22 protein-coding genes and 2 tRNA genes are annotated in these 25,475 nt (G+C 43.7%); 10 read left to right on the top strand and 14 right to left on the bottom strand.

Features of this window, described 5'->3' with window-relative positions:
* The 3 genes from ACQY73_RS04880 to ACQY73_RS04870 all read left to right on the top strand — a co-directional run bounded on the left by ACQY73_RS04880 (position 1) and on the right by ACQY73_RS04870 (position 3,883).
* Complete coding sequence (locus ACQY73_RS04880) at positions 1-1,287, top strand: hypothetical protein (protein ID WP_428662236.1); 1,287 nt, start codon at positions 1-3, stop codon at positions 1,285-1,287.
* Positions 1,288-1,454: 167 nt separating this feature from the next.
* A complete protein-coding gene (locus tag ACQY73_RS04875; protein ID WP_428662234.1) occupies positions 1,455-2,573 on the top strand; it encodes a PQQ-binding-like beta-propeller repeat protein in 1,119 nt (372 codons plus the stop codon).
* 17 nt (positions 2,574-2,590) lie between these two features.
* Positions 2,591-3,883 carry a dienelactone hydrolase family protein gene (locus tag ACQY73_RS04870; RefSeq protein WP_428662232.1) on the top strand — a complete coding sequence of 431 codons (1,293 nt, stop codon included), beginning with the start codon at positions 2,591-2,593 and terminating at the stop codon, positions 3,881-3,883.
* A gap of 76 nt (positions 3,884-3,959) precedes the next feature.
* On the opposite strand, the gene ACQY73_RS04865 is transcribed toward ACQY73_RS04870, so the two are convergent.
* From ACQY73_RS04865 to ACQY73_RS04855, 3 genes are all read right to left on the bottom strand, one after another.
* Positions 3,960-4,460, bottom strand: a complete 501-nt coding sequence (locus tag ACQY73_RS04865; RefSeq protein ID WP_428662230.1) for a molybdopterin-dependent oxidoreductase — start codon at positions 4,458-4,460, stop codon at positions 3,960-3,962.
* Positions 4,457-5,758 (bottom strand): hemolysin family protein, encoded by a 1,302-nt coding sequence (locus ACQY73_RS04860; RefSeq protein ID WP_428662228.1) that lies wholly within the window; start codon positions 5,756-5,758, stop codon positions 4,457-4,459. Before ACQY73_RS04860 ends, ACQY73_RS04865 begins: the two co-directional genes overlap by 4 nt.
* Positions 5,759-5,915: 157 nt before the next feature.
* Complete coding sequence (locus tag ACQY73_RS04855) at positions 5,916-6,230, bottom strand: hypothetical protein (protein WP_428662225.1); 315 nt, start codon at positions 6,228-6,230, stop codon at positions 5,916-5,918.
* A gap of 331 nt (positions 6,231-6,561) precedes the next feature.
* Here ACQY73_RS04855 and ACQY73_RS04850 point away from each other — a divergent pair, with 331 nt between their 5' ends.
* A complete protein-coding gene (locus ACQY73_RS04850; RefSeq protein WP_428662222.1) occupies positions 6,562-8,715 on the top strand; it encodes a TIM-barrel domain-containing protein in 2,154 nt (717 codons plus the stop codon).
* 158 nt (positions 8,716-8,873) lie between these two features.
* Here ACQY73_RS04850 and ACQY73_RS04845 read toward each other — a convergent pair whose 3' ends face one another.
* From ACQY73_RS04845 to ACQY73_RS04835, 3 genes are all read right to left on the bottom strand, one after another.
* A complete protein-coding gene (locus ACQY73_RS04845; RefSeq protein WP_428662219.1) occupies positions 8,874-10,604 on the bottom strand; it encodes a CocE/NonD family hydrolase in 1,731 nt (576 codons plus the stop codon).
* Between the two features lie 112 nt (positions 10,605-10,716).
* The gene (locus tag ACQY73_RS04840) at positions 10,717-11,439 is read right to left on the bottom strand and encodes a LytR/AlgR family response regulator transcription factor (protein ID WP_428662216.1); all 723 of its coding nucleotides are present in this window, start codon (positions 11,437-11,439) and stop codon (positions 10,717-10,719) included.
* Entirely contained in the window at positions 11,436-12,488 is a 1,053-nt protein-coding gene (locus ACQY73_RS04835; protein WP_428662213.1) for a sensor histidine kinase, read from the bottom strand. Before ACQY73_RS04835 ends, ACQY73_RS04840 begins: the two co-directional genes overlap by 4 nt.
* Before the next feature lie 207 nt (positions 12,489-12,695).
* Between ACQY73_RS04835 and ACQY73_RS04830 the strand changes: the two genes are divergently transcribed.
* Positions 12,696-13,082, top strand: a complete 387-nt coding sequence (locus ACQY73_RS04830; RefSeq protein ID WP_428662210.1) for a LytR/AlgR family response regulator transcription factor — start codon at positions 12,696-12,698, stop codon at positions 13,080-13,082.
* A 178-nt stretch (positions 13,083-13,260) separates the two neighbouring features.
* Here ACQY73_RS04830 and ACQY73_RS04825 read toward each other — a convergent pair.
* A tRNA-Asp gene (locus tag ACQY73_RS04825) sits at positions 13,261-13,334 on the bottom strand.
* Positions 13,335-13,369: 35 nt separating this feature from the next.
* Positions 13,370-13,446: transfer RNA gene (locus ACQY73_RS04820), tRNA-Asp, on the bottom strand.
* Positions 13,447-13,692: 246 nt separating this feature from the next.
* Between ACQY73_RS04820 and ACQY73_RS04815 the strand changes: the two genes are divergently transcribed.
* Positions 13,693-14,793 (top strand): Nif3-like dinuclear metal center hexameric protein, encoded by a 1,101-nt coding sequence (locus tag ACQY73_RS04815; protein ID WP_428662207.1) that lies wholly within the window; start codon positions 13,693-13,695, stop codon positions 14,791-14,793.
* 42 nt (positions 14,794-14,835) lie between these two features.
* Positions 14,836-15,567 carry a zinc ribbon domain-containing protein gene (locus tag ACQY73_RS04810; RefSeq protein WP_428662204.1) on the top strand — a complete coding sequence of 244 codons (732 nt, stop codon included), beginning with the start codon at positions 14,836-14,838 and terminating at the stop codon, positions 15,565-15,567.
* A gap of 104 nt (positions 15,568-15,671) precedes the next feature.
* Here ACQY73_RS04810 and ACQY73_RS04805 read toward each other — a convergent pair whose 3' ends face one another.
* Complete coding sequence (locus ACQY73_RS04805; protein WP_428662202.1) at positions 15,672-17,369, bottom strand: sodium:solute symporter; 1,698 nt, start codon at positions 17,367-17,369, stop codon at positions 15,672-15,674.
* A 92-nt stretch (positions 17,370-17,461) separates the two neighbouring features.
* On the bottom strand, positions 17,462-17,626 hold the full coding sequence (locus ACQY73_RS04800; protein WP_428662199.1) for a hypothetical protein: 165 nt from the start codon (positions 17,624-17,626) through the stop codon (positions 17,462-17,464).
* 221 nt (positions 17,627-17,847) lie between these two features.
* On the opposite strand from ACQY73_RS04800, the gene ACQY73_RS04795 reads away from it, so the two are divergent.
* The 3 genes from ACQY73_RS04795 to ACQY73_RS04785 all read left to right on the top strand — a co-directional run bounded on the left by ACQY73_RS04795 (position 17,848) and on the right by ACQY73_RS04785 (position 20,110).
* The gene (locus ACQY73_RS04795; protein ID WP_428662196.1) at positions 17,848-18,603 is read left to right on the top strand and encodes an SDR family NAD(P)-dependent oxidoreductase; all 756 of its coding nucleotides are present in this window, start codon (positions 17,848-17,850) and stop codon (positions 18,601-18,603) included.
* A 205-nt stretch (positions 18,604-18,808) separates the two neighbouring features.
* Positions 18,809-19,285: a nuclear transport factor 2 family protein gene (locus ACQY73_RS04790; RefSeq protein WP_428662194.1), complete on the top strand. Its 477-nt coding sequence runs from the start codon at positions 18,809-18,811 to the stop codon at positions 19,283-19,285.
* Between the two features lie 48 nt (positions 19,286-19,333).
* Complete coding sequence (locus ACQY73_RS04785; protein ID WP_428662191.1) at positions 19,334-20,110, top strand: glucose 1-dehydrogenase; 777 nt, start codon at positions 19,334-19,336, stop codon at positions 20,108-20,110.
* A 73-nt stretch (positions 20,111-20,183) separates the two neighbouring features.
* Here the strand turns inward: ACQY73_RS04785 and ACQY73_RS04780 are convergent, their stop codons facing one another.
* From ACQY73_RS04780 to tilS, 4 genes are all read right to left on the bottom strand, one after another.
* Entirely contained in the window at positions 20,184-20,681 is a 498-nt protein-coding gene (locus ACQY73_RS04780; RefSeq protein WP_428662188.1) for a dihydrofolate reductase, read from the bottom strand.
* Between the two features lie 207 nt (positions 20,682-20,888).
* A complete protein-coding gene (locus ACQY73_RS04775; RefSeq protein ID WP_428662185.1) occupies positions 20,889-21,281 on the bottom strand; it encodes a LytR/AlgR family response regulator transcription factor in 393 nt (130 codons plus the stop codon).
* Positions 21,282-21,587: 306 nt separating this feature from the next.
* A complete protein-coding gene (locus ACQY73_RS04770; protein ID WP_428662182.1) occupies positions 21,588-23,912 on the bottom strand; it encodes an OmpA family protein in 2,325 nt (774 codons plus the stop codon).
* 147 nt (positions 23,913-24,059) lie between these two features.
* On the bottom strand, positions 24,060-25,379 hold the full coding sequence (tilS, locus tag ACQY73_RS04765) for a tRNA lysidine(34) synthetase TilS (RefSeq protein WP_428662180.1): 1,320 nt from the start codon (positions 25,377-25,379) through the stop codon (positions 24,060-24,062).
* Positions 25,380-25,475 lie beyond the last annotated feature (96 nt).

The following is a 25,475-nucleotide window of genomic DNA, read 5'->3' as shown; positions in this document are numbered from 1 at the left end:
ATGTTTTTATTTCGCTGTATTGTTCTTCTTTTCCTGCTTACCGCCTGCGAACCAAAGACTTTTTTTGATTCTGTACCTCCTTTTGAAGTGCTGAAACTTACCGTAGTTACGCCTGATTTTGCCGGAAAAACGGCCTCTTTTGAAGGACAGGCGATCAATGAAGAAAACAATGAATTAGGTTTAGTGTATAGTGAATCGCCGTTGCCTACATTGACTGCCCAAAAAGCGGCCTCTTTCTCTCAAAACGATCAACGTATCAGTGGCAGAATTGATGGCTTACAGACGGGAAAAAGATATTACTTTCGGTTGTACAAAAAAAACGGTGGGACGACGGTGTACAGCAACCAACTCAGCACTGTTTTAAGCCCTGATTGGCAGCGCTTGCCCGATATTCCTTATGAGGGGCAGCCACTGCCTTATGGCTGGCTGTATGAGTATTCGTCCGGGTATCAACTGGCAGTATATACCCGGACTACCTTTGTCTCTGAAAGTCAGGCCATACAATGGGCTTTTTTTTCCGCTACTCAGCAATGGCAAACCTATTTTCCAAACAACATAAGCACCCCCGCCCGTTATAATCCTATTTATCTGCCTTATGCTGATGAAGATACTTATTTTTTTGGGGCAGGGTACTTCTACATTCCCGAGCCGCATCCGGTTTACATGTATCAGAAAAACTTATCGGAATACCGGGGCACTGCCAACGAAGCCTATCCGGGCGATGACGTACCCACGGTGCAATTTGCCATTGGCGGTTTTCTTCCTGACCTCTACGTGTTGGAAGTGGGAAATCAATACCGTCTTTGGAAATATCAAAATCGACTTTCTCCGTCCGGTTGGCAACCGGTCAGCGGGGGTGAGTTCCCGCGTAAAGAACTCAAAAAACCATTGGCATTCTCGGTGGGTACTAACGGGTTTGTACTTTCGGAAGAAGATGGCAGCCTTTGGGCCTTTGACCCCGTTACCGTTCGGTGGACGGCCCGTAAAAACATTCCTTTTAAAGACCGGGAAAAGGGAGCAATAGTCACGATCAGCAAAGGTGGTGTGTATGGATTGGGGTATAATCCCAAAACGGGAGAAGGCTACCGAGATCTTTGGCTTTATGATGATAAAGCCGACACTTGGAGTTACCTGACCGATTATCCGGGAGAGGGCAATGTGAATATTACGGCTGTAGGGCGTACCAATCGAGTGGGCTTTATGATGGGGTATCGCGCAACAGCCACTGCCATCAATACTGCCGAATTTGGGGCGGCCAAAGATGTATGGATATACGAGCCGAAGTGATGGATGTAATGTGTTGAAATTGAATGGATTGTAGAGTTTTAAAAGGCTTGCGGGAGAAAAACACCTGCAATGGCAGGGATTTTAACAACTTTTCCAAATATTATTTGTACAGATACTATTTTACACGTTCCTTAGTAAAGTAAACCCCTTTTCTAACAGCTATTCTAATGAAAAACGTCCTGTTATTGCTATTTGCCTTTGCGCTTTTTGGCTCATGCGCACGAAAAAATGAACCTGTAGCAGATACTAATGATGTAGTATTTATAAGTGCGAGTAATCATTTGTATGCTTTAGATGCACAAACAGGAGCAGAACGTTGGCATATAAAGGAAAAAAATAATTATAGCTATTACGGTTCCCCGGTCGTTTTAAAAGAGCATTTATATATCAACAGTATCAATAAGTTTTACGTTTATAATACTGAAAACGGCACAGAAAAATGGAATTTTGGGAATGGAAACTATGGAAACGGATTACCACTTGTTCATGATGGACTTGTATTTACTCCTTCAGGTGGCCCTGAATTTTTTACCACCAAACTATTAGCACTTAATGCTGACTCAGGTACTGAAATATGGAATTTTCAATCATCCGGCTCGGCTTCCTCACCTGTATATCTGAATGATAATATATACTTTACAATGCAACGTTCCCTATATGCGCTGCATGCCAAAACGGGTGTGCGAAAATGGGTATTTACCACAAAAACTCCAACATATACTCATGCCGAATTTACAGCCCCTGCTATTGTAAATAATGTTGCATATTTTGGAAGCAGCGGCGAAAATAAGCTATATGCAATTGATACAGATACCGGCGCAAAAAAATGGGAATTTTTGGCTGATAGCTCAATATATACTGCCCCTACTTGCTCCAATAGATTTGTTTATTTTGGTTGTGCCGATAATAAATTATATGCTCTGGATGCAGATACAGGCCAATTAGCTTGGACTTATACGACCAAAAATGCTATTATATCTTCTCCCGTTGAGGCTGATGGTGTCATTTATTTTGGGAGTCTTGATGGCAATATGTACGCGGTAGAAGATAAAAACGGAGAACCGAAATGGGTATTTAAAGTAGGAAGCACAATAAGATCATCACCGGTTTTGGCTAATGGATACATTTATTTTGGAAGCGATAATAAAAAAATATATGCCTTGGATGCGTCTACAGGCATAAAAAAGTGGGAATTCGAAACAGTTAGTTCGGTTTCATCGTCGCCTTGTGTTGTGAGTAAATTTGGTAATGTTTTTCATTCAGGACTGAGTGGTATGCAACAATAATGTAGCATTTATAGAAAATGAAAAAAGAATCCAAGGCTTCCCGCAGAAAATTCATTCAGGTATCGGCAGGTATGGCTGCATCATTAGCTGTATGGCCTGATTCAATGGCTTTTTCATTAAATTCTGATGTTCTTTCAAACGAAATTGAAAAAATGGCAATCAATAAAAGCCTCATTGGCAATTACGGTGAATGGGCCGCTTCGTTGGTCAAAAATATTCCTTCGTTATCATTCAGACAAACCAACCGGCGTGACGTAAAAGCGTGGCAAAAAGAAGCCCTTGCCAAAACCAACGAATTGATCTTTAAGCCTGATTTGGGGAAAACACCTGTCGTTACGGTGGAAAAAAAGTATTCCTACGATGGGTTGGACATTGAAGAGTTGTCGTGGCAATTGCCCTATGGACGCCCGACCAAAGCTTATCTTCTCAAACCGCAGGGAGTTCAAAAACCGCTGCCGGCCATTCTTGGGCTCCACGACCACGGCGGCAATAAATACTTTGGCAAACGCAAGATCGTTCGCGTTGCGGACGACATGCACCCAATGTTGGTCGAACATCAGCAAACCTATTATGGCGGCAAAGCGTGGGCCAACGAACTCGCCAAAAAAGGCTATGTTGTTCTTGTGCATGATGTTTTTGCGTTTGAAAGCCGCCGTGTATTGTACGAAGAGGTGACAGGTTTTGCGTGGGGGCCGCTCAAAACAGATACAAAGTCGGATGAAAATCCCGAAAAAGTCGAAAATATTACTGCTTATAATACATGGGCCGGTGAACACGAACACGTGATGTCGAAGTCGTTGTTTTGCGGAGGAACTACGTGGCCGGGCGTTGTTTTGGCGGAGGATCAGGTAGCGTTAGATATTTTGAGTAATCGACCCGAAGTGGATAAAAATCGTATCGGATGCGCCGGACTATCGGGTGGGGGACTGCGTACAGCGTATTTGGGAGGACTGGACGCACGTATCAAATGTGCGGTCTGCGTAGGTTTTATGTCAACGTGGGACGATTTTACGCTCTACAAATCCTACACGCACACGTGGATGCTCTATGTGCCGCTTTTGCCAAATTACCTGGATTTTCCGGAGGTTTTAGGAATACGTGTGCCGTTGCCTGTGATGGTTCAAAACAACAACGACGATGATCTTTTTACGTTATCCGAAATGAAAAAATCGGATGACATACTCCGTGAGATCTACCAAAAAGCGGGAGCGGTGGAAAAATACCTGGCAAAATTCTACGACGGTGAGCACAAATTTGACCTGCCTATGCAGAAAGACGCTTTTGATTGGTTTGACAAATGGCTTGCCTAAACGTATTTTATAGAATACACTTCCCAAGTTTCAAAAACTTGGGAAGTGTGCCTTATCAAGAGTTTTAATGAATAACTTACTGAATCTTACCTACTTCAATGCTTTTGACGGATCTTACATAGCGTGTTTCGGTAAAAATATCAGCCGTCGTGATCAACGAAAACGGCCCGTCTTTGGCAATTGGGCGGCCGTTGTCTTCAAAGAGAATCAATGCTTTATCGCCCGTGGTTCCGTTGTATAATTCACTCCATGAGAAAATGACCTTTTGCCCGTCGTTTCCGACAACTGATACGTAGAATTGCCCCTTTTCTTTTGGATTTGTGATCAGAATTTTTGCTTCATCCAATAAGGATTTCAGGGCAACACCGCGAAAAGCGGCAATCGTTTTCTTAACCTGTCCTTCCAACGAAACTATTTTGAAGGCTTTTCCGCTCACCACTTTTTTGGTTTTAAGATCGTCAATAGATAAGGCCATTGAATTTTCGACGGCTCCGGAAACTTTGAGTTTTTGTGGTTCTTTTTTCTGAGCGATTACGTTAAACGTCGTTAATAAAACTATAATCAGTACTTTTTTCATGCGTCTTTTGTTGAATAGTTAGCTTCCTTCGTCACCAGCACCTTGTCGATCCTCGCGCCATCCATGTCAAAAACTTCAAACGTAAAATCATGCCAAAAGATTATCTCACCCGTTTTGGGAATATGTTCAAATTCTTCAAGCAATAAGCCCCCGATCGTATTAAAAGGAGTAGTATCGTTGTAGAGATCTAACTTATCAAAATAGCTTAGAAAATCGTAAAAAGGCATTTGCGCATCCGTAATATAGGTACCGTCTTCGCGCTGCAAAATGCTTGTTTCATCGTCATAACTCGTATCACTCACATCCCCTACAAGTGCGTCCATCAGGTCATTCAGGGTTACGATTCCCTGCAAAGCCCCGTATTCATCAATGACCATGCTGTAATGTTGGCGGTTTTCCTGAAGGCGTTCCAACGCAATATACGCCGAACTGTTGTCGGGAAGGTATTGGGGTTCTTTCACCAAAAGCTCCAGATTGAGGGGCTTATTTTCCATCACTTGCTGAAAAATATCCTTCATCAGGACCACGCCCACTACCTCGTCGACGGTATTACGGCAAACCGGATAGACAGAGTGAATTTCCCCTTTGATCTTTTCGCGAATCTCATCGGCACTATCGTTCAAATCAAGCCATACCAACTGCATTCGGTGCGTCATGAGCGAGCCTACTTTTCGGTCTCCCAAATGAAATACACGCTCCATGATCTCCTGCTCAATTTCCTGCACTTCTCCGCCGTCGGTCCCTTCCTGAATGATGGCCTTGATCTCCTCTTCCGTTACTTTGCTGTCGGTGGAAGGTTTGATACGTAAAATTTTGAGTAACAAATCGGACGTATTGGTCAAAAGCCACACGAATGGAGCCGTCACTTTTGACAGGATCTGCATGGGGAATGCCACCGCCTTTGCAATTTTTTCGGGATTGGTCAAACCAATTCGCTTCGGCACCAATTCACCAATAACCAATGAAATAAAGGTGATCATTACCAATACGCCGCCTACCGACAATGGCCGACTGTAAGGTCTCAACGCCTCGAATTGATTCAAATAAGCTTGCCATTGGTTGGTGAGGCTTTCTCCCCCGAAAATCCCCAGTAAAATACCGATAAGCGTAATCCCGATCTGAACGGTTGAAAGAAATTGATTGGGAGAATTAATGAGTTCCAACGCTTGTTTGGCCGATTTGCTGCCGCGTTTGGCCGAGTTTTCCAGTTTGATTTTACGAGAAGATACTACCGCGATCTCGGACATTGAGAAAATGCCGTTAATGATCGTAAGTAGGAAAATGATAAGTAATTCCATGTAATGGTTGAAAATTGAATAAGGTATAGAAACGGACTCCCATGATCCGATAAAATAGTCTTTGCGTTTTCCGGTTACCGAAGTTTTATGCAAAAACAAAGCAAAATTAAGTAGAAAAAAACCGTACCTATCCCTTGGTGTGAATATCGGTTATATGTTAAACTACAAACAGATAGCGGGCTTTAGGAGGTGGCGGATTGATTGTAGTGATGTACTCTAAAAGCCATGAATGATATGCAAATGCAGTGTTTTTGGTAAAGGTAAGAGGTTTATTTTCAGTGAGTTGAAAGAAAATACGTTCGTCGTGGCAAAACAATATCACTTTGCCTGAATCCTGAACGAAGTCATCTTCGTCGTTTTCGGGTACGGCATTCTCAATGCCCAACAAATTTTCCAAAACAAATTCAGTAATGCTTTCCTGCTCATTGACAGACAGATCTTCGTGCGCGGAATAGCGAGGCCCGTAAACCAAATAATCGGGTGTATCAATACTAAAGTTAAAGAGTAGTATTGAGAGAAGATATAAAAAGTGTTTGCGCAACAAGTTCTTCAACGAAGATGGTTTTATACAAATATGGTTTAATTTGGCTACAAATCATAGATATTACAAATATTTGGCATAAAGAAAATACAAAGCCCGTTAAAAAAACGGATTGATCTGCGCCTCCGGGCCGAAGAAAGATTTGAAACCAACATAGAGTAAGTAAGGTCCGGATTCGACTTGTGAAAAAAAATTACTGCCTTCCCGACCTGCAATTCATGGCGCGGCGTTTCGGGGGAAGTTAGACCCTTGTCTTAACATAATGAGAAATCTGATCTTCAAATTAGTCCTGTCAGTAAGTTTGATCTCAGGAGGTTTCAACGCTACTGCGCAATCATTGCAGTGGAAAGAGATTGCTTCCGGAATCTGGAAAGTATCGGTTGGCAAACCGGAAGCCTATGATCTTCTGACCGCTTCGGGCGTTCAACCTAATGTTGGCGCCTTAAAAAAAATGGGTGCTACGGTATTTCCGCTGAACCAAAATGATATTTCGGTGCAGATCAAAGATGGAAAAACGTATTTGCGTTTTCCATTGGACCGTGGCGAACAGCTCTATGGTTTTGGGCTTAACTTTCAGACGGTCCATCAACGGGGGAAGATCCTGAAATTGCACGTAGACCATTACGGCAATAAAGATAATGGCCGCACACATGCGCCGGTGCCGTTTTATGTATCGTCAAAAGGATACGGGGTTTTTGTGAACTCCGCCCGGTACATTGATGTCTATGCGGGAACGGCCGTTCGAACCGACAGCAAAAACCCTCCTCCGGCGCAGGACCGGAATACCGATAAGAATTGGCAGGCTCATCCGTACTCCGACGCCGTCGAAATGCTCGTTCCTGCCGGGGGTGTTGAACTGTACGTTTTTGGTGGCCCTTCCTCAATGGAAGCCGTGCGCCGCTTTAATCTTTTCAACGGTGGAGGTTGCCTGCCGCCGCGTTGGGGGTTGGGTTTTACGCAGCGCGTCAACCGATTGTATACCGATCAGGATGTGAAGAAAGAAGCGTTGGAATTTGAAGAGAAAGGCTACCCGTTGGATTTTATCGGCCTCGAACCGGGTTGGCAAAGTAAATCGTATCCCTGTACTTTTGAGTGGGACAAAACCCGTTTTCCACAGCCGGCCGCTTTTGTCAAAGACATGCTCAGTAAAGGCGTTCGCATCAATCTTTGGACTAACCCCTATGTTTCACCTGATGCGTCTATTGCCTCGAAAATTGCGCCATTTACCGGTTCTCATTCCGTATGGGTAGGTGCCGTCCCCGATCTGACGATCCCCAAAGCCCAATCCATTTTTTGGGGACAATTTGACAAAGATCATGTAGGCATCGGCGTTAGCGGTTATAAAATTGATGAAGTGGACGGCAATGATTCCTGGCTTTGGCCGGATGTGGCTACTTTCCCGTCGGGGCTCAGCGCCGAACAGATGCGACAGACCTACGGAGTGTTGGTGCAAAAACAAAGCACCGATCTTTTTCACAAGCACAATCGCCGCACGTATGGATTGGTAAGGGCTTCCAATGCAGGGGCGTCGTCGTTGCCGTATGTAATTTATAATGACAATTACAGTCACGAAGATTTTATTACGGGTTTGATCAACAGTGGCTTTTCGGGAACATTATGGACACCGGAAGTGCGCGCTTCCAAAACAAGTGAAGAATGGCTGCGACGCTTTCAGTCGGTTTGTTTTTCGCCCATGGCGATGATCAATGCGTGGGCGAGCAGCACCAAACCCTGGACTTTCCCCGACGTAGCCGAACAGATAAAAGAAATTTCACAGTTGCGAATGCGTATGATGCCGTATTGGTATTCTGAATTTGCCAAATACCATTTTGAAGGCACACCGCCGTTTCGTGCCGTTAATCTCGAACCTGACTTTAAAACGGAAGTAAGAAAAGAAGTGGTAAACGCCAATTTGGAAGAAAACCCCTACGTAGAGGCCGTCAATAAAGAAATCAAAGATCAATACATGGCGGGAGAATACCTGTTGGTAGCGCCGATGTTTACGGGACAAACCTCACGTAAAGTAGTGTTGCCTAAAGGAAAATGGTACGATTTCTACACCGGAAAATTGGCAGGAGAAGGGGAAGTGATCACGGTAACACCGGGGTTGGACAAAATTCCCGTGTTTGTGAAAGATGGAGGGATTATTCCGATGATGCCCGTTATGCTGCACGCCCCCTCACCCATCCAAAAAGTAGACATTGAAATTCGGCATTACGGCCAAAAAGCAGGCCGATACCAATTATACGACGACGACGGCGAAACGTTTGATTACGAAAAAGGTCAATTCAGTTGGCGTACCATCACAGTTGAACGTCAATCCAACGGACAGTGGCAAGGCAATATTTCAGCACCCGAAAACGGCAAACCGAATACCGTAGGAAATGTGACGTGGAAATTTATGACGCAGCCCTAGAATGTTAACTTGTCATGCTGTAAGCATCTGAAACTATGTTGCTTTAGATGCTAACACCGTGGTCTGTGTCTCACAAACCATAAACAGGTTTGTTTGTAAGGTCTGTGGAGACACAGACCACGGTGTTGAGATGCTTACAGCATGACAAAGAGACGGTATTATCTCCAAACGGGTATCTTCAAGTAGCTGTCGTTCAGCCACTTGATCTGTAACGGCACGGTGGCATCTTTAATGGTTTCAGTATTAATGTCTTTGCCGGTTCCATAGTTTATTTGCTCAAAAGGACTTTTATTGATATTGATGATTGCCGCTATTCGGCTGCCTTTGCTAAGCTTTCGACTTGTCATGTAAGAATTGGTAAATGGAATGGACTCTTTTTTGCCGGGTGTCAATAGCTGTCTTTTCATGATATCTTTGGCATAACTTGCCCGTCCCATAAAATACGAAAGGTAGAAATACTTTCCGTCGGGCATAACCTCAAACAGCACAACATTGCAATCCATGTCTTTTTTGTTGATGATCACTTCCAGATTACCCGTAAAACAACCTGAAATTTCCAACGGTTTTGTTAACGGATCACTGACAAACAATAGACCGTTATTGGTGTTCAGGCTGTCATAAATGATGTTGTTCAAATAGTAATAACTGTTGATATTATCTCTGTCTTTGAAATCGACCATTTGCAGCGTATGTCCGCTTTTTGATGGTTTTTGAGTGCTTAGCCGATAGGGTGCTTTGGCAGAGGCAGTGCTCAGGTAAAAAGTAAGGGTATCATTGCTCATTGCGTTCAGCGAGGGGACATGTTTCCATTCGTTGCTGCCCATTACCTGATAGTTGATCTTGTCTTTCAGAAAAGTCGGTTTAGGAGCATTTTTCAGGACATAGTCAAACCATTGATAAATAAGGGCGTGGATGGAAATGTTGGCCACCGGATCAATTTTGTATCCCATGTAGGTGGAGTCAGGAAAGCCCTGTGCGCCAAAATGTCCGTAAGGACCGATCAGCAAATGGTGATCGGCTTTGGGATTATATTTTTGATGTTCCCGCAAATAATACGTGGCTCCGATCTGGCCGCCGTCGAAATAGCCGGTGGTGGTCAGGACGGGAATGGTAATTTTTGAGAAATCTTCTTTGTACGGAATCATCGACTGCCAATACGAATCGTACGTCGGATGGTTCAGCCAGCGGTGAAAGATCTTATTGCCGGGTCTTCCCAAAAGACTGTCCAATGAACGATAAGATTTCCCTTGCTCAAACCATTTCCAATATAAATTGTTCCATTGCGGATTGTTGTAATCTGCCTCGTCCAAAAATTGATTGTTGGACACATAGTACGTCCAGGAAAAGACAAAACTCATGGAGACATTGTTGGTCATCGGTACATCCAATCCCGGGGCAACGGAAGCAGAGGGAACGATGGTTTTTAAAGCAGGGTGCAGCTTTTTGGTAGATGCCCATTGGGTAAAACCGTTGTAACTTCCGCCAAACATTCCCACTTTTTGGTTGCTCCAGGGCTGTTTGGTGATCCAGTCGATCACTTCATACGCATCCCGGCCATCGTGTTCGTACGGGAATACTTCACCATAACTGTAGCGTTTGCCTCTTGAATACGCTATCACTCCGACGTAGCCATGATCAGCCGCCGTTTTTGCTTTTTTGATGTCTGTTTTGCGGGCGTAAATGGTAAATTGCATAATGGCGGCCTGTGGTTCCGTTACGTCCTTTTTACGTACCACAAGTGCAGACAGATTGACGCCATCCCCGGTTCTTATCATCACACTGTCTTCGATGATGTATTGACTGTCGTCGTTCGGGCTGCTGACAGACTGCGCTATTGCCTGAACGAAAACGAAAAGGCACAGCAGTGCCGTTGAGACGTAGTTTCTCATAAAATTGATTTGTTTTAAGGTGTTAAAGGAAATTAGATGACCCCCACTAAATCTCCCCCGGTTAGGGGAGACTTTATTTAACTGAGGTGCAAAAGCTAAACTCTGTGATTGTTTAAATGATTATATGTCTGTTTTTAAATTCGGCGGATTGACGGCTGGAAACCATTAATTTTTCGCCCGTTTGTAAGCTGATACTGAGTCGCCCTTTTGGTAATGAATGAATTTGTTTGATGTAAGCGGTATTGATGATCTCGGTTCGGCTGATTCGGAAAAAAAGCGTTGGGTCTAAGGTCTTTTCCAATTGATTGAGCGAACGCTTGATGTAGACTTTTTTGCGGTCAAAATACAGTCGCGCGTAGTTGCCCATTGACTCGATCAAATAGATGTCTTTGATACGTACAAAATGATATTCTTCGCCTTCTTTCACAAAAATGGTCCGTTCTGCCGACAGCACACTTTCTTCTTTTTCGTTGATGGCTAATTTTATTCGGACCTTTTCGATGGCTTTGGCAAAGCGCTCCTCCCGAATGGGCTTAACCAGATAATCCAAGGCATTTTGCTCAAAAGCCCGAACGGCATAGTGGTCAAAAGCCGTGGTAAAAATGATCTCGGGTACATATTCTAAGGATTCCAACAGGTCAAATCCTGAACGTTCGGGCATTTGAATGTCCAGAAAAAGCAGCTCAGGATGCATTGTATTTATCAACTCTTCCGCATCGTCGGCATTTTCTGCTTCTCCTATTAGCGCAAAATCAGGGTAGCTTTGCAAATGCCGCTTTATTTCTTCGCGGGCCAGACGTTCGTCGTCAATGATCATTACCCGAAATTTGTTCATGTCAGCGGAGTTATGATGGTGGCCAAAACGGTATCATCGGATTGCTCGGCCAAGTGAAAAGTGGCTTTGCCATTGAATTGCAATTGGAGCCTTTCGGTCAGATTTTTTATTCCCAAACCCTGCGACCTTTCCATTTTCAGCTTTCCGGGATTTTGAATCGTGGCTTGAATAAAATCACCTTTTTGCTCAATTTTAATGTGAATGGTACCGCCGCTTTTTCGTTGTGCAATGCCGTGTTTAATAGCATTTTCCACCAATGTTTGAATACTTAACGGTAAGATCAACGCTTTCGAAAGTTTTTCTTCCACGTCTATAACTGTTTGCAGCCGTTTCTCAAAACGCATCTTTTCCAGTTCCAGATAATCATTGATCAGCGCCATTTCTTCCTGAACGGAAATCAGTACAGAATCCCTGTTGTATAGCGAGGTTCGCAGGAGGTCAGATAACAGATCAATCGCTCTCCGCGCTTGGTGAGGATTTTCAAACACCAACGCCTTGATGTTATTGAGTGAATTAAAGAAAAAATGCGGGTTAAGCTGAGCCGCCAAATGATCGAGTTGGGCGTCTTTGGCAATGATGGCTAAACGGGCATTTTCTTTGGTGGCCGTGATCTCACGTTGGGCGTAGTGATAGAGGTAATACGCCAATACCCAAATAGACATGAGCCGTACGCCTGTTGCAAAAGTAGTTAACCAGGCATTACGGGCATAATGCTGAAAACTTTCGGAAAAATCGTACTCGAACCACCACCGGATCAAATAGGTTTTACTGATCGTCAATGCCATAAAAACAAGCCCCAACAGAAAAACAGCAGGAATAATTCTGATCAATAATGGCCTGGGCTGAAGGGTGTGCCAACGGTGTTTTACGGAAAAATTTCGAAAGAAGTGAGTGGGAACAATGTAAATCAACAGATCGCCGAAAAAATGGATAATGGCTAAAATAACGCTGAAATTACTGCCGATATACCCCATCAGCGTCCAATACAGAGAAGCCACTGACCAACCGATGAGTTGACATTTCCAGTAAAGAGATAATGGCTTTTTCACGGCTGCTGGATTGATTTGACGGACAAACCAACTAAATCCATTTCAGACTGTCAAGAAAAAGTACAGGAACGTGAATGAATGGGAGATGGGCGTGAGTTTTTGAAGGCGTTTTGAAGCAAGGGCAATTATTTAAGGAGGCCGGCCAACCATAGGCAGCGGAATCTACGTCTTTGAAGAAGTAACGGTTGAACGATAATTTATTCGCCAATGGCAACTTTTCAAGCAATCATCCCTTTTGACCGCCTAGTGGAACTGCCGCGCTTCCAAACCAAAAAGTGCGAGTCGGGAATTGACCCGCAAAACATTATCTACTTAAGCGCACAGGGGAATTATACGTTATTTCATTTGAAAGATGGAGAACAGATCATTACTTCTTTGTCTTTGAGTGTTTATGTGCCTTTACTGGAGAAACATGGGTTTATGCGTATTCACAAATCGTACCTGCTGAATCTTCATTATTTGAAACAATGCCGCATCCATCATTATTTTTCTCTGACCCTGCCTACCGGGCAAATTCTTGAGATCGCGCGAAGAAGAAGGGCGATCATAAAAAAAACAGTTAGAGCCTATTATAATGCAAAGTTCAGTCAATGAACGAAGTGTCGAAAGCTATACTGCATCAATAATTACACATTTACTAAACTATCCATAGAAAAACCTGTAAAGCAATGCGGGTTTAAACTATGCTCACTATCCAAATTATCTTCAATACGTTTTTTGGATACCGCTGAAAAGCGCATAAAAAAAGCCTCAGAGAAATCTGAGGCTTTTGCGGTCCGGACGGGACTCGAACCCGCGACCCCCTGCGTGACAGGCAGGTATTCTAACCAGCTGAACTACCGAACCATTTTTACTGTAAAAGAACGTTACTAAAACACTGTTGGCGGTCCGGACGGGACTCGAACCCGCGACCCCCTGCGTGACAGGCAGGTATTCTAACCAACTGAACTACCGAACCATTAATTTTTGTTTCTAAGTTCTTCTGCGTAACAGTCAGGTATTCTAACCAACCGGCAAACGCTTTGTGAACTACCGAACCATATTTTACTTTTTACGATTTCGTTTCCGTTAAAAGTGGTGCAAAAGTAGTATTTTTAGATTTCAATCCAATACATTTACCAAATAAAACAGCGCTTTTTTTTGCATGAAAATCAATTTTATGCTTAAAAAATCTCATTTCTAAAGAGTTACAAAATTTATAAAAATGACCCTTGTCAAAGATATTACGCATTACTTAGAACAAATTGCCCCACTTTCTTACCAAGAGTCGTATGATAATGCCGGCTTGATCGTCGGAAATCCACAAAATGAAGTGACAGGAGTGCTTGTGACATTGGATTCTACCGAAGCGGTGGTGGACGAAGCCATTGCTAAAGGGTGCAATCTGATCGTGGCGCATCATCCGATTGTTTTCAAAGGACTCAAAAAATTGAACGGAAAGAATTATGTTGAGCGAACAGTCATCAAAGCCATCAAAAATGACATTGCTGTTTATGCCATCCATACCAATTTAGATCACGTGATGGGGGGAGTAAACTCCATGATCGCTGAGCGACTTCACTTACAAAACGTTCGAATATTGTCTCCGAAATCGGATACCCTCCTAAAATTAGTTAGTTTTGTCCCCACGGAAGCTACCCAAAAAGTATTGGATGCGCTTTATGAAGCAGGAGTAGGAGCAATTGGGAATTATGACCATTGCAGCTTCCGAGTCAATGGTACCGGGACATTTCGACCGAATGAAGCCGCTCAGCCACACATTGGAAGTGCTTATAAAGACGAAGAAGTAACGGAAGATCGCATTGAAGTTATTTTTCCGGCGTATATGGAAGGAAAAGTGCTGAGTACGTTGAAACAGGCGCATCCTTACGAAGAAGTGGCTTATTATTGTTCGACGTTGCGAAATCAACATCAGGAAGTGGGAGCGGGGACAGTAGGAGAATTGCCCGAGCCGATGACAAATGACGATTTTTTGACGTACTTGAAAGAAAAAATGGACCTGAATGTGATACGTCATACGGCATTTATCGGTGATTCTATCCGAAAAGTGGCGGTTTGCGGTGGTGCCGGCGGGTTTTTACTCAATAATGCTGTACAGGCAAAAGCGGATGTATTTGTAACGGCTGATTATAAGTACCATGAGTTTTTTGATGCCGATGGTCGAATTTTGATTTGCGATATCGGGCACTATGAAAGTGAAGTTTACACAAAAGAATTATTACAGCGATATTTGTCGAAAAAATTCGTTAATTTTGCGACAATTTTGTCGGAAACTAATACAAATCCAGTCTTTTACCGCTCTTGAGTAAAAGGTTGAAAATCGAAAATTGTAAATCATAAATATTGAATGGAACTGACGGTCGCGCAGAAACTGGACTTGCTCCTTAAATTGCAAGAAATTGACTCTCAATTAGATGACATCAAAAAAATCCGCGGCGATTTGCCCGAAGAAGTAAGAGATTTAGAAGATGACATTGCAGGATTTGAAACCCGTATCGGGAAGTTCAACAGCGAGATCAGCGCTCTTGAAGACGAGATCAGCCGCTATAAAGCCGCAAAGAAAGACGCGGAAAAACTGATTGCCCGCTATAAGGAGCAACAAATGAACGTTCGTAACAACCGTGAGTACGACGCCATTACCAAAGAAATGGAGCTTCAATCACTTGAAATCGAACTTGCCGAAAAGAAGTCTCGGGAAGCTGATTATAAAGTAAAAGCCAAAAAAGAAGAAATCGCCGCCACAGACAGTCTGTTGAAAGAACGTCGCGAGGACTTGAAAGCTAAAAAGCAGGAATTGGACGTTATCACGTCTGAAAGCCACGAAGACGAGAAAAAACTCTTGGAAAAGCGTGAGCTTCAGGCAACTAAAGTGGAAGACCGCCTGTATAAATCATACACAAAAATTCGTAACAACTCCGGTAACGGCCTTGGTGTCGTAACGGTACGTCGCGGTGCCTGTGGTGGTTGTTTTAACGTGGTACCTCCTCAACGTCAGGCAGATATTCGTGAGAAAAAGAAAATCATCGTTTGCGAACACTGTGGTCGTATCTTCGCCGATGTAGATACTGAATACAAGTAATCGTACCGGATACGCTTCCTTCGAAGCATCATGATACAATAACAAAAAAGCTGCACAGTTTCTGCGCAGCTTTTTTGTTGCTTAAGTAAGCAATTATTAATGGATTAGTTTTTGGCTATTGTTTTCTCGACAAAGAACTGCCAAAGCCATGCAAAGAAAATGACCAATATACATCCGACTACGTTGAGCCACAGAAACGCCATAAAATCGAACCACCAACAAAGCACAACGCCAATCTCCGCAAGTACTGCTCCCCAAAATGTTGCTTTTCCACCGAGGTTTTTAAAGTAAAACGCCACCAGAAATATTCCCAAAATAACGCCGTAAAACAAAGATCCTAAGATATTTACGGCTTCGATCATGCTTCCAAGCTTACTGGCGTATTGGGCCATGGCTACACAAAATATTCCCCAACCGATGGTTGCTACGCGAGAAGCCATGAGGTAATGAGCTTCGGAGGCGTCTTTACGATACAGTCGTTTGTAAATATCCACAATACTTGTTGAAGCTAAGGAACTGTAAGCCGCCGCAATGGAACCCATTGAAGCGCTGAAAATGACTGCGATCAATAATCCAATGAGCCCGATGGGCAAACGATCTAACACAAATCGCAGAAAAACGTAGTTAACATCGCTGGTATCAGCGGCAGGATTGTTCTTTTTGATCAATGCTACCGTAGCGGTGCGTATCTCCTTTGCGGTATTTTCATTGGTTTGTAATTTACCTTTTTGAACCGTTAACTCTCCTTCATCATCCCCATCAATTGCTTTCGCTAAGGCATTTACCGTTTGTTGGCGTTCTTTGGTCAATTGCAAATGTTTGCCTTCCAACTGACGGTATTCTTCGGCGTATACGCTCGTTTTAAGTTTATCCGTTTCTACTTTATTGAAGAATAGCGGCGCAGGATTGTACTGATAATACACAAACACCAAGACTCCTACCAGTAAGATCAAAAACTGCATCGGAATCTTGAGCAAGCCGTTCATCATCAACCCAAAACGACTTTGCCCGATGGATTCTCCCGTTAAATACCGCCCGACTTGCGACTGATCGGTACCGAAATATGATAGTTGTAAGAAAAAGCCGCCGATCAAACCCGACCAAATATTGTATCGGCTATTGGGGTCAAAATGAAAATCAATGGTATTGAGTCGGCCCGCTTTTCCCGCTATTTTGAGGGCATCTACGAAACCAACATTTGCCGGTAATAAATGAACGACCATGTAACCTGCCACAAACATAGCGATGGTGACGATCAGCATTTGTTGTACGTGTGTGTGCGAGATGGCTTTTGTGCCTCCCGAAACCGTATAGATCAACACAATCGAACCCATAAAAATATTGGTCCACATGATGTCCCAGCCCAAAATAGTAGCGAGAATAATGGACGGAGCATAAATGGAAAGTCCCGTAGAAAGCCCTCTTGAAAGCAGAAAAAGGGCTACGGTAAACATTCGAACGCGCGTATCAAATCGCTTTTCCAAAAACTCATAAGCCGTAAAAACCTTCAGTCGATGGAAAATAGGAATAAATGTAATGCTCAATACGACCATGGCCAGCGGAAGCCCGAAATAGAATTGCACAAAGCGCATCCCGTCCGAAAACCCCTGACCGGGAGCCGACAGAAACGTAATGGCACTCGCCTGCGTTGCCATTACCGAAAAACACACATGATACCAGGGAAGCGACTGATTGGCGATGAGATAATCTTCCATATTTTGTTTGCCACGGCTGCGGTAAATTCCGTACAAAACAATAAAACCAAGTGTACCGATGAGTACAATCCAGTCAATAAAACTCATTGAGAAGAGGTGTTAGGACGGGGCACATTGCGGCATAACGCGCCCGTATGGTTAAGAGTTAGGAAATATAAATGATTGCATCTGCGAACAAATCAGTCAAAATACTGCATCATTGCATAAAATAGAACAATAAGTAAAAACAAGGTCCCGATCACGATCAGGTACATTTGATTCCAGCTTTTGACAAAGGGAGGAAGCCCTTCGCATTCATTTTCCGGTAAGGGAGAAGAAGGCGGAATTTGCCCGTTTACTTTCATAGGGGGATGGTTTAGGGGGTTACTCTATCTACTTTTAGGTGTGATTTGTTTTACAACGAAAAAATAACCAAAATGCGTGCCGTAAAATTAGCCCTAATATGTCAGCTTCGACTTTTTCCGGTGCAGAAAGTCAAAAAAGTAGATTAAATCGTAGTAAAAATAGATTCAATTGCATTTTTATATATCGAATAAACCCTTTTAAAAAATTTCTAAACCTCAAAATGTTTAAAGACCAAGTAGTAATTATAACCGGCGGATGCTCAGGAATCGGGCGGGCGGCGGCTTTCAGTTTTGCCAAAGAAGGCGCTAAGATATTTCTGGCCGATCTCTCCGAAAAAGCCGGCGACGATCTGGTGGAAGAACTGGAAAAAGCCGGGGCCGAAGCAGCTTTTGCCCGTATTGATGTCACGGATGTGGAAGATGTAGAGCGAATGATCAATGATTGCATTCAGCGTTTTGGCACCATTCATGTACTCATCAACAGCGCCGGTGTTTTGGGGCCGCGCGCTCGCACGGATCGTTATCCCGCCGAAGAATTCAAAAGAATATTGGACGTAAATGTGATGGGGTTATTTTATTGTATGCAGGCGGTGCTTCCTCATTTTCTGTCTAAGAAAAGCGGAACCATCGTCAATATTGCTTCCGTAGCAGGGTTAAGCGGATTTTCGGGGCATATCGGCTATTCGGCGAGCAAACATGCGGTGGTGGGGATGACGCGCACCGCTGCTTTGGAAATGGCTAAACATGGCATTAGGATCAACGCCATTTGCCCGGCGTTTACGTTGACCCCTATGCTTGAAAGCGCCATAATTAATGACGAAACCAATTACTTGGATGGTCTTCAAAATGCAATACCAATGAAACGATTTGGCAAACCCGAAGAAATCGCGGATGCTGTTTTGTACGCAGCCTCCTCGGCCTCTTCTTTCATGACAGGGCAAACAATCGTGCTTGACGGAGGATTGCTGGCATCGTAAAAGTACTGCGAAGGTGCTTTCAGGTTCTCAAACCCGAAAGAATCGGGACGATAAAGCGAACTGTATTGAATGTATTTTCGGGTTTGAGAACCCGAAAGAATCAAGACGATGTATTACCGCAATTTGCCAAAAATGAAAAACACAAAACCGGCACATACCTGAAAAATCAGTTATTTAATTCACTTCAATCAACGTTTTTAACAAAATGCACCCTAATCAAGTCCTTATTGAGCGTTTTTATACGGCTTTTCAGCAAAAAGATTTTCGCACCATGCAGCAATGTTACCATCCTGATGTGCGCTTTTCTGACCCTGTTTTTCCTAAATTAAAAGGCGCAGAAGCAGGTCTTATGTGGGAAATGCTCCTTACTCGAAGCAATGATCTGACGATTACATTCAGCAATGTTCAGGCTGATTACCGCAGCGGAAGTTGCGATTGGGAAGCTACCTATACTTTTACGGGCACCGGCCGGAAAGTCCATAATGTAATACATGCCGAATTTCTGTTCAAAAATGACCTCATCTCTCGTCACGACGACCATTTTAGTTTTTATACCTGGGCTTCTCAGGCGTTGGGGCTGACGGGTAAACTGCTGGGATGGAGTCGCTTTTTAGAGGAAAAAATTCAGCGAAAAGCAGCTGATGGCTTTCGAAAATTCATTCAAAAACAAGCAAAAAGCTGAGTCTCTTTCAGCGGAGTATTGTTTCATCAAATTCTTATATCTTTCTTTATGAATAGCGAACCTGCACAAAATATATTTGATCTAACGGGAAAAGTAGCCGTTATTACGGGTGCCAGCAAAGGAATCGGCGAGCAAATAGCGCGTTATTTTGCTCAATATGGTGCCAAGGTAATTATCAGTAGCCGTAAACTGGCTGACTTGGAACAACTTGCGGAAGAAATGCGCCAAACGGGCGCAGATGTAACGGCCATAGATGCAAATATGGGCGACGAAGCCCATGTAAAACACCTTTTTGAGAAATCGGTGGAAGTCTACGGCGGTATTGACATCTTGGTCAATAACGCGGCATCCAATCCATACTATGGCCCCACGGTCGACTGTCCGGATTCGGCGTATGATAAAATCATGGACATCAACGTAAGAGCGCCTTTTCAACTTTGTAAAATGGTACATCCGATCATGAAACTTCGCGGCGGCGGAAGTATTATCAACATCAGCAGTATTGCAAGTGTGACGCCTGATCCCGGCTTAGGTATTTACAGCGTCAGCAAAGCCGCACTTAATATGCTCACCAAAGTGTTTGCCAAAGAATGGGGAGAAGACGGTATTAGAGTCAATGCCGTATGCCCCGGATTGATAAAAACAAAGTTCAGTAAAGCGCTGTGGGACAATGAAAAAACGTTGGCTCACTTTACCAAACGCATTCCCATCTCACGCATGGGTACGGTGGAAGAAGTGGCGTCGTTGGTTTTATACCTTGCTTCAGATGCTTCCGGTTATTGTACGGGCGGAACGTATACCGTGGATGGCGGAACAACCATTTAAACCATTGAATGCCGGTCGAACTGATTTTAAAGATTAACATAACAAATCAGCCTAAATCATAAAAATCAGCGTTCTAAGTTGTTTTTCTTTCATATACCAAAAAAGAATAGGCAACGGCATGTTGTTCGTCGGCGGGAAAATCCTGCCGACTTTTTTGTATAAAGTCAGCTTCTGAAAATTCTGGGAAAAAAGCATCTCCTTCAAAGATACCGTGGACAATGGTCAGGTGAATAGTGTTAGCCAAAGGCAGGGCTTGACGAAATATTTCGGCCCCGCCAATGACAAATACCTCCTTATCATTTTGACAGGCGTTCAATGCTTCTTCCAAACTGCCCGCTTGTGTAAAACCTTCTTCCAAAGGAAAATCTTTTTGGCGAGTAATAACAAAGTTGCCCACTTCGGAAGCTAAACGGTCCGGAGTATCGTAGCTTTTTCGCCCCATGATCATTCGGTAGCCTTTGGTTATTTTAAAAAAATGAGCCCAATCGTTTGGCAATGACGGCCAAGGTAAATGTCCCTGAAAACCGATGGCGCGGTTTTCGGCCATAGCACTGATCAATGAAATTTTCATGTACGAATTATTTGAGAATTTAGTTGGCGCTAAAAACCGCTAAGTTAAGATAAACGGTGAATTGTAAAATGTTAGCTGCCAAATTTTGAATCCCCAATTAACTAAATTTATATACCCAACCGCCTTCAAAAAAATAGGATGACTTACTGATTAAAATCAGGAGCCATTCCGGGAAAATAAACGTTAAAAACGTTCGGAACTATTCAATTAGGGTAAAAGTGGTGATTGCCAAATCAGCTGATTCCTGATCATCTTTTTCAGCGTTTTTCTGCGGCGGCGGGCAATGGTGATGATTTCTCCGGTTGGCAGCGTTACTCTTTCAAAACGCAGAATAGTACATTGATCCAGATAAATCAGATTCAGCAGGTACGTTTTATGTATACGTATAAAACCTTTGGCTTCTAACGCTGATGAGTACATACTCAGGGGAAGCGATGTAATGACGCGTTCACCACTTTTTAAATGAAACATTGTGTAGTTGCTCTGTGCGCTTAAGTATACTATTTGTTGCAAGTCGATGGCACATTCGCCCGACTTGGTCTGAAAGCGTGGGAGAGTCACTACACTTTCGTAAGAGATAACGCCTGAAAAATTGTTCATCCCTATAGATTTTTGTCATCATCAATGCTCAAGAAAATAAAGCAATGATGTATATACGAAAATCGGCGTCGTGCCGGCATCGGCCCATTGATTATTTTTACTCAATGCTGTAAAGGTTGAACCTATACCCACCTAAAATGCGAAGAAATAGGGGAGTATTCCCGTAGGGGCAGGCCTTGCGTCTGCCCAACTACGGCCAATTGGGCAGACGCAAGGCCTGCCCCTACATGGTATAAAAAACAAAACAGCGGAGCATGCATTGCCCCGCCGTTTGTGTCCTATCCTTACTATACTACTATTACTTTGTTACTTCCCGGTCAATTCTTCACTGCCTCCCTTGACCGACAGAATTTTAAATTCTGTACGACGATTTAAGCGGTGCTCGGCATCTTCACAATTTACTCCGTCAACACAATCATTAACCAATTCTGATTCTCCATAACCTCGCGCCACTAAACGTGACGGGCCAATTCCTTTGCGGACCAAGTAGTCGTATGCTGCTCTGGCACGGCGCTCAGACAGGCGTAAGTTGTATACATCGCTGGCGCGGCTATCGGTAAACGACCGCAACTCGATTTGCATGGTTGGGTATTTTTTCATCAATCCTACCACTTTATCCAATTCTTTAGCAGCTTCGGGGCGAATGAAATATTTATCCAGATCGTAGTAGATATTGTCGAGCGTAAACACGTCGCCGGTGCCGTACATGCTTAGATCGCTCTCTACAATTTTCTTCTTCGTTTTCTTATTCTTGTTGATGGTTTGCTCATTGGTGGCCAATTCGTCGCCTTCAGCACGCAGATCATAGTTGCGACTTGGATCAACTTCAAATTCATAACCACCATCCGCTCCGGTCACGACAGTACGCTCGGCACCCGTTTTCTGGTCACGCAAGGTGACTTTCACACCTTCCTGCGGCGATTGGTTCACTTCACGTTTTACCGTTCCGCGCAAAATAGTGTTCTCGCTCTTGTTGAGGTAGATCGACACGCTCATTTGAGGGTTAGCCGATTGAGTCATCGTTGAGAAACGAACATTGTTGGTGGCGTATCCTTCTTTGATGGCTTTGAAATCGTATTCGGTTTGTGCTTCCAGGCATATTTTAGTCATACCGTCAATGCCTGTTTGCTGCATGTCTTGGTTTGAACCGTTTTTCACGATACGAACATCCGCGCCTTCAATAGGCGTGTTTGTTTTGGCATCATACACCAAGATCTCAAGCGGACGGCAGGTACGTTTGAAGCTGTAAATGTTATCGTCTGATACACCTTTGCTGCGGTTGGAGCTGAAATAGCCGGTGCCGCGTTCTTTATCGGTAATTAAACCAAAATCGTCTTTTTCGGAGTTGACAGGTGCGCCCAAATTCTGAACTCCTTTGTACGCAATTCCTTCTTTAAGTTCAGCGTAAAAAATGTCCAATCCTCCTAATCCTTCGTGACCATCAGAGGCAAAATAAAGGTTGCCGCTTCCGTCTATGAAAGGAAACATCTCATTCCCTTCGGTATTGATCTCTTTTCCTAAGTTGACAGGAACACCCCATTGGCCATTGTTATATTCAACTACATAAACGTCTGTTCCACCAAATCCACCGGGCATATCTGATACAAAGTAAAGTTTGGAATCATCGGGTGAAAGTGCCGGGTGACCGCAGGAATAATCGTTATTATTGAAGGGCAGTTCTTTCACTCCGCCCCAATCTTTGCCTTTTTGGTCGGCAATGTATAATTTCAATTTATTGATGCCGTCGTTGCTTTTCTTGGTTTTTCCGCTGTTGTAGTTGTTACGGGTAAAAACCACTTTGGTGTAATCTTTGAAGAAAGAAGCAGGGCCTTCGTGGTATTTTGTGTTCAGCGTACGGCTGAATTTCTCGGCTTTGGTGACAGGCATTGGAAGGTCTTCGGCGGCACTTGCTTCAGTAAGTGCGCCTGAGTTTCCATCTTTGGGTGAGGCTCCGCCCAGTGCTCCCGTTGTATTCCGATAAGTATCTTTTACGCCTTTGAGGGCCGATGTATCGGGTGTAAAATATAAGTCCAGGAAGGGCGTTTGATTCCAGTTAAAAACCCGCTTAATGATTCCTGATTCAGCGCGGGCCGATACAAAAACCAATCCGCCTTTATAATACATAGGACTAAAATCCGCTTGTTTGGAATTGACCGGCAAATACTCCACGTGGTACATTGCTGAATCCTTGTAGAAACGATTCATGTCCATATATGTAACGGCAAATTTGCGACCGCGTAAATCAGAGGATTGCAACTCTGCATACTTTCCATACATTTTTTGGGATTCGCGGTGTTTTCCGTTGCTCGCGAGGGCCTGTGCATAATACAGGTAATTTCGGCTGTCGGCATCGGCAAAGCTTTCTACCAATTGCCCGTAGATTCTTTCCGCATTGCGGCTGTCTTGGAGGCGACGGTAGCTGTAAGCCAATTTTTCCAAGGCCTCTTTACGTTCGACAGGATCGGCTTTTTTGTCAGTACGTATAAACTCCTCGTAGCCCCGTACAGCATCGGCGTAGCTGTATTCGTCAAAAGCCCTGTTCGCCGACCGTAGTCTGGCGTTTTGGGCGAATGCGTTGAGTGTCAAAAGGGCTAGAACCAATCCCAACGCAATTTTACCTACGGTTTTCATATTCAAAAGTGTTACAGTAGCAGGAAAATAGGATTCTATCTGTCAAATCTCAAATACTGTGCCAAATTGTAAAAATAGCTATTACGTGTCGAAAAAACTATTATAGGGAAGTATTGGTATGTGATTAACTATTTGACTATAAGATATTTATGAACTTTTAAAATTAAGAATATTTTTCGTTTTTTCGGTAATTTTAAAACGTTCATCGGTTCTGAAACCTACTATCCATGCTATTTTACCGGAAGATTCCAAGACATATACTTGGTCTTTTACGCCTCTCGGCACCTTCGTATCGACTAAAAAATCGCTGACTTTTTTCCGCTTTCCGGCCATTCCCAAAGGGCAAAACCAATCCCCCACCTGCCAGGGACGAAGTGTTAGCGGAAACGTGAGTCGGTCAGCATCAAAGTACGCGACTCCGGGATTCCGTTCAAAAATGTATTCTCCAACGACTCCCCATTCCAAGCACCCCTGTGCATAAACGATTTCTTTGTCGTTTTCTTGAAGTTGGTAGGTTATATTGTTTCGTTTAGTGATTGGATGTACCAGCCACTTACCCCGGTCTAAGGTTAGGCTATAGGTTGGAGAGAAAAAACGTTTGCCCGTTTGCCCCTTTCGATTTGCCCAAATGTGTTTAACTTGTCCATAACTAAAGTCAAAGTTATTCAACCAATGGGCGAGGTATTCTACGGGTTCGATATGGTGTTCTAAAGCCTCAATATTTAGCCATACATTTGAGCCTTCCATCTGAATAATCTCAGCTTCGATGTTTTTGCTGCTTTCGGCTAAAATGTTTTCCGTGGCTTTTACGCGCTCGGCCAGTTGTGCTGCTGCTGCCGATACCTTTGGGTTGAGTTCACGTAAAATAGGAATAACATCATGCCGTAGCCGATTGCGTACATAGTCTACGGAAGCGTTGGAGCTATCTTCGCGCCAAGCCAATTGATGTTGAGAAAGAAAAGTCATTATGTCGTTGCGAGTGGCAAAAAGCAACGGACGCACTAAGAAATCTTTTTTTGGAAGAATCCCGTGTAAGCCTGCTAAACCCGTTCCGCGCGTGAGATTGAGAAGCATTGTCTCCAGTAGGTCATCCTGATGATGGGCGGTAAGGATATAATCGTAATTGTTTTCGCGGCGAATTTCTTCAAACCACGGATACCGCAACTCACGCGCGGCCATTTGCGTGGAAATGCCTTCTGTTTTGGCAAGTGCCTTAGCATCAAATCGTTGGACGTGGCATTCGACTTGGTATTTTTGCGCTAACTGCCGAACAAAAACTTCATCTCCTTCCGAATCTTCGCCTCTCAGTTGAAAATTGCAATGCGCTATGCCAAAGCTAAAACCTGCCTGATGACAAAGTTCGGCCAAAACAACAGAATCAATTCCTCCGCTTACCGTCAGTAATAATCGGCCAGCGGGAGTAAACAATTGTTTTTCAGAAATAAAGGAAATGAAAGCGTGTAACATTGGGTTGCAGGTATCTCGGCAAAGATACATACAAAAAAAGAACGTCGGCGAGGTTTGGAACCTCGCCGACGTTAACCTTCGCCAATATTTTCCTAA

Origin of the sequence: Runella sp., assembly GCF_965279615.1 — a bacterium.
In the GTDB taxonomy this organism is placed as follows: Bacteria; Bacteroidota; Bacteroidia; order Cytophagales; family Spirosomataceae; genus Runella.
Note: the sequence above shows the minus strand (reverse complement) of the source record. Positions and strands in the feature narration are given on the sequence as shown.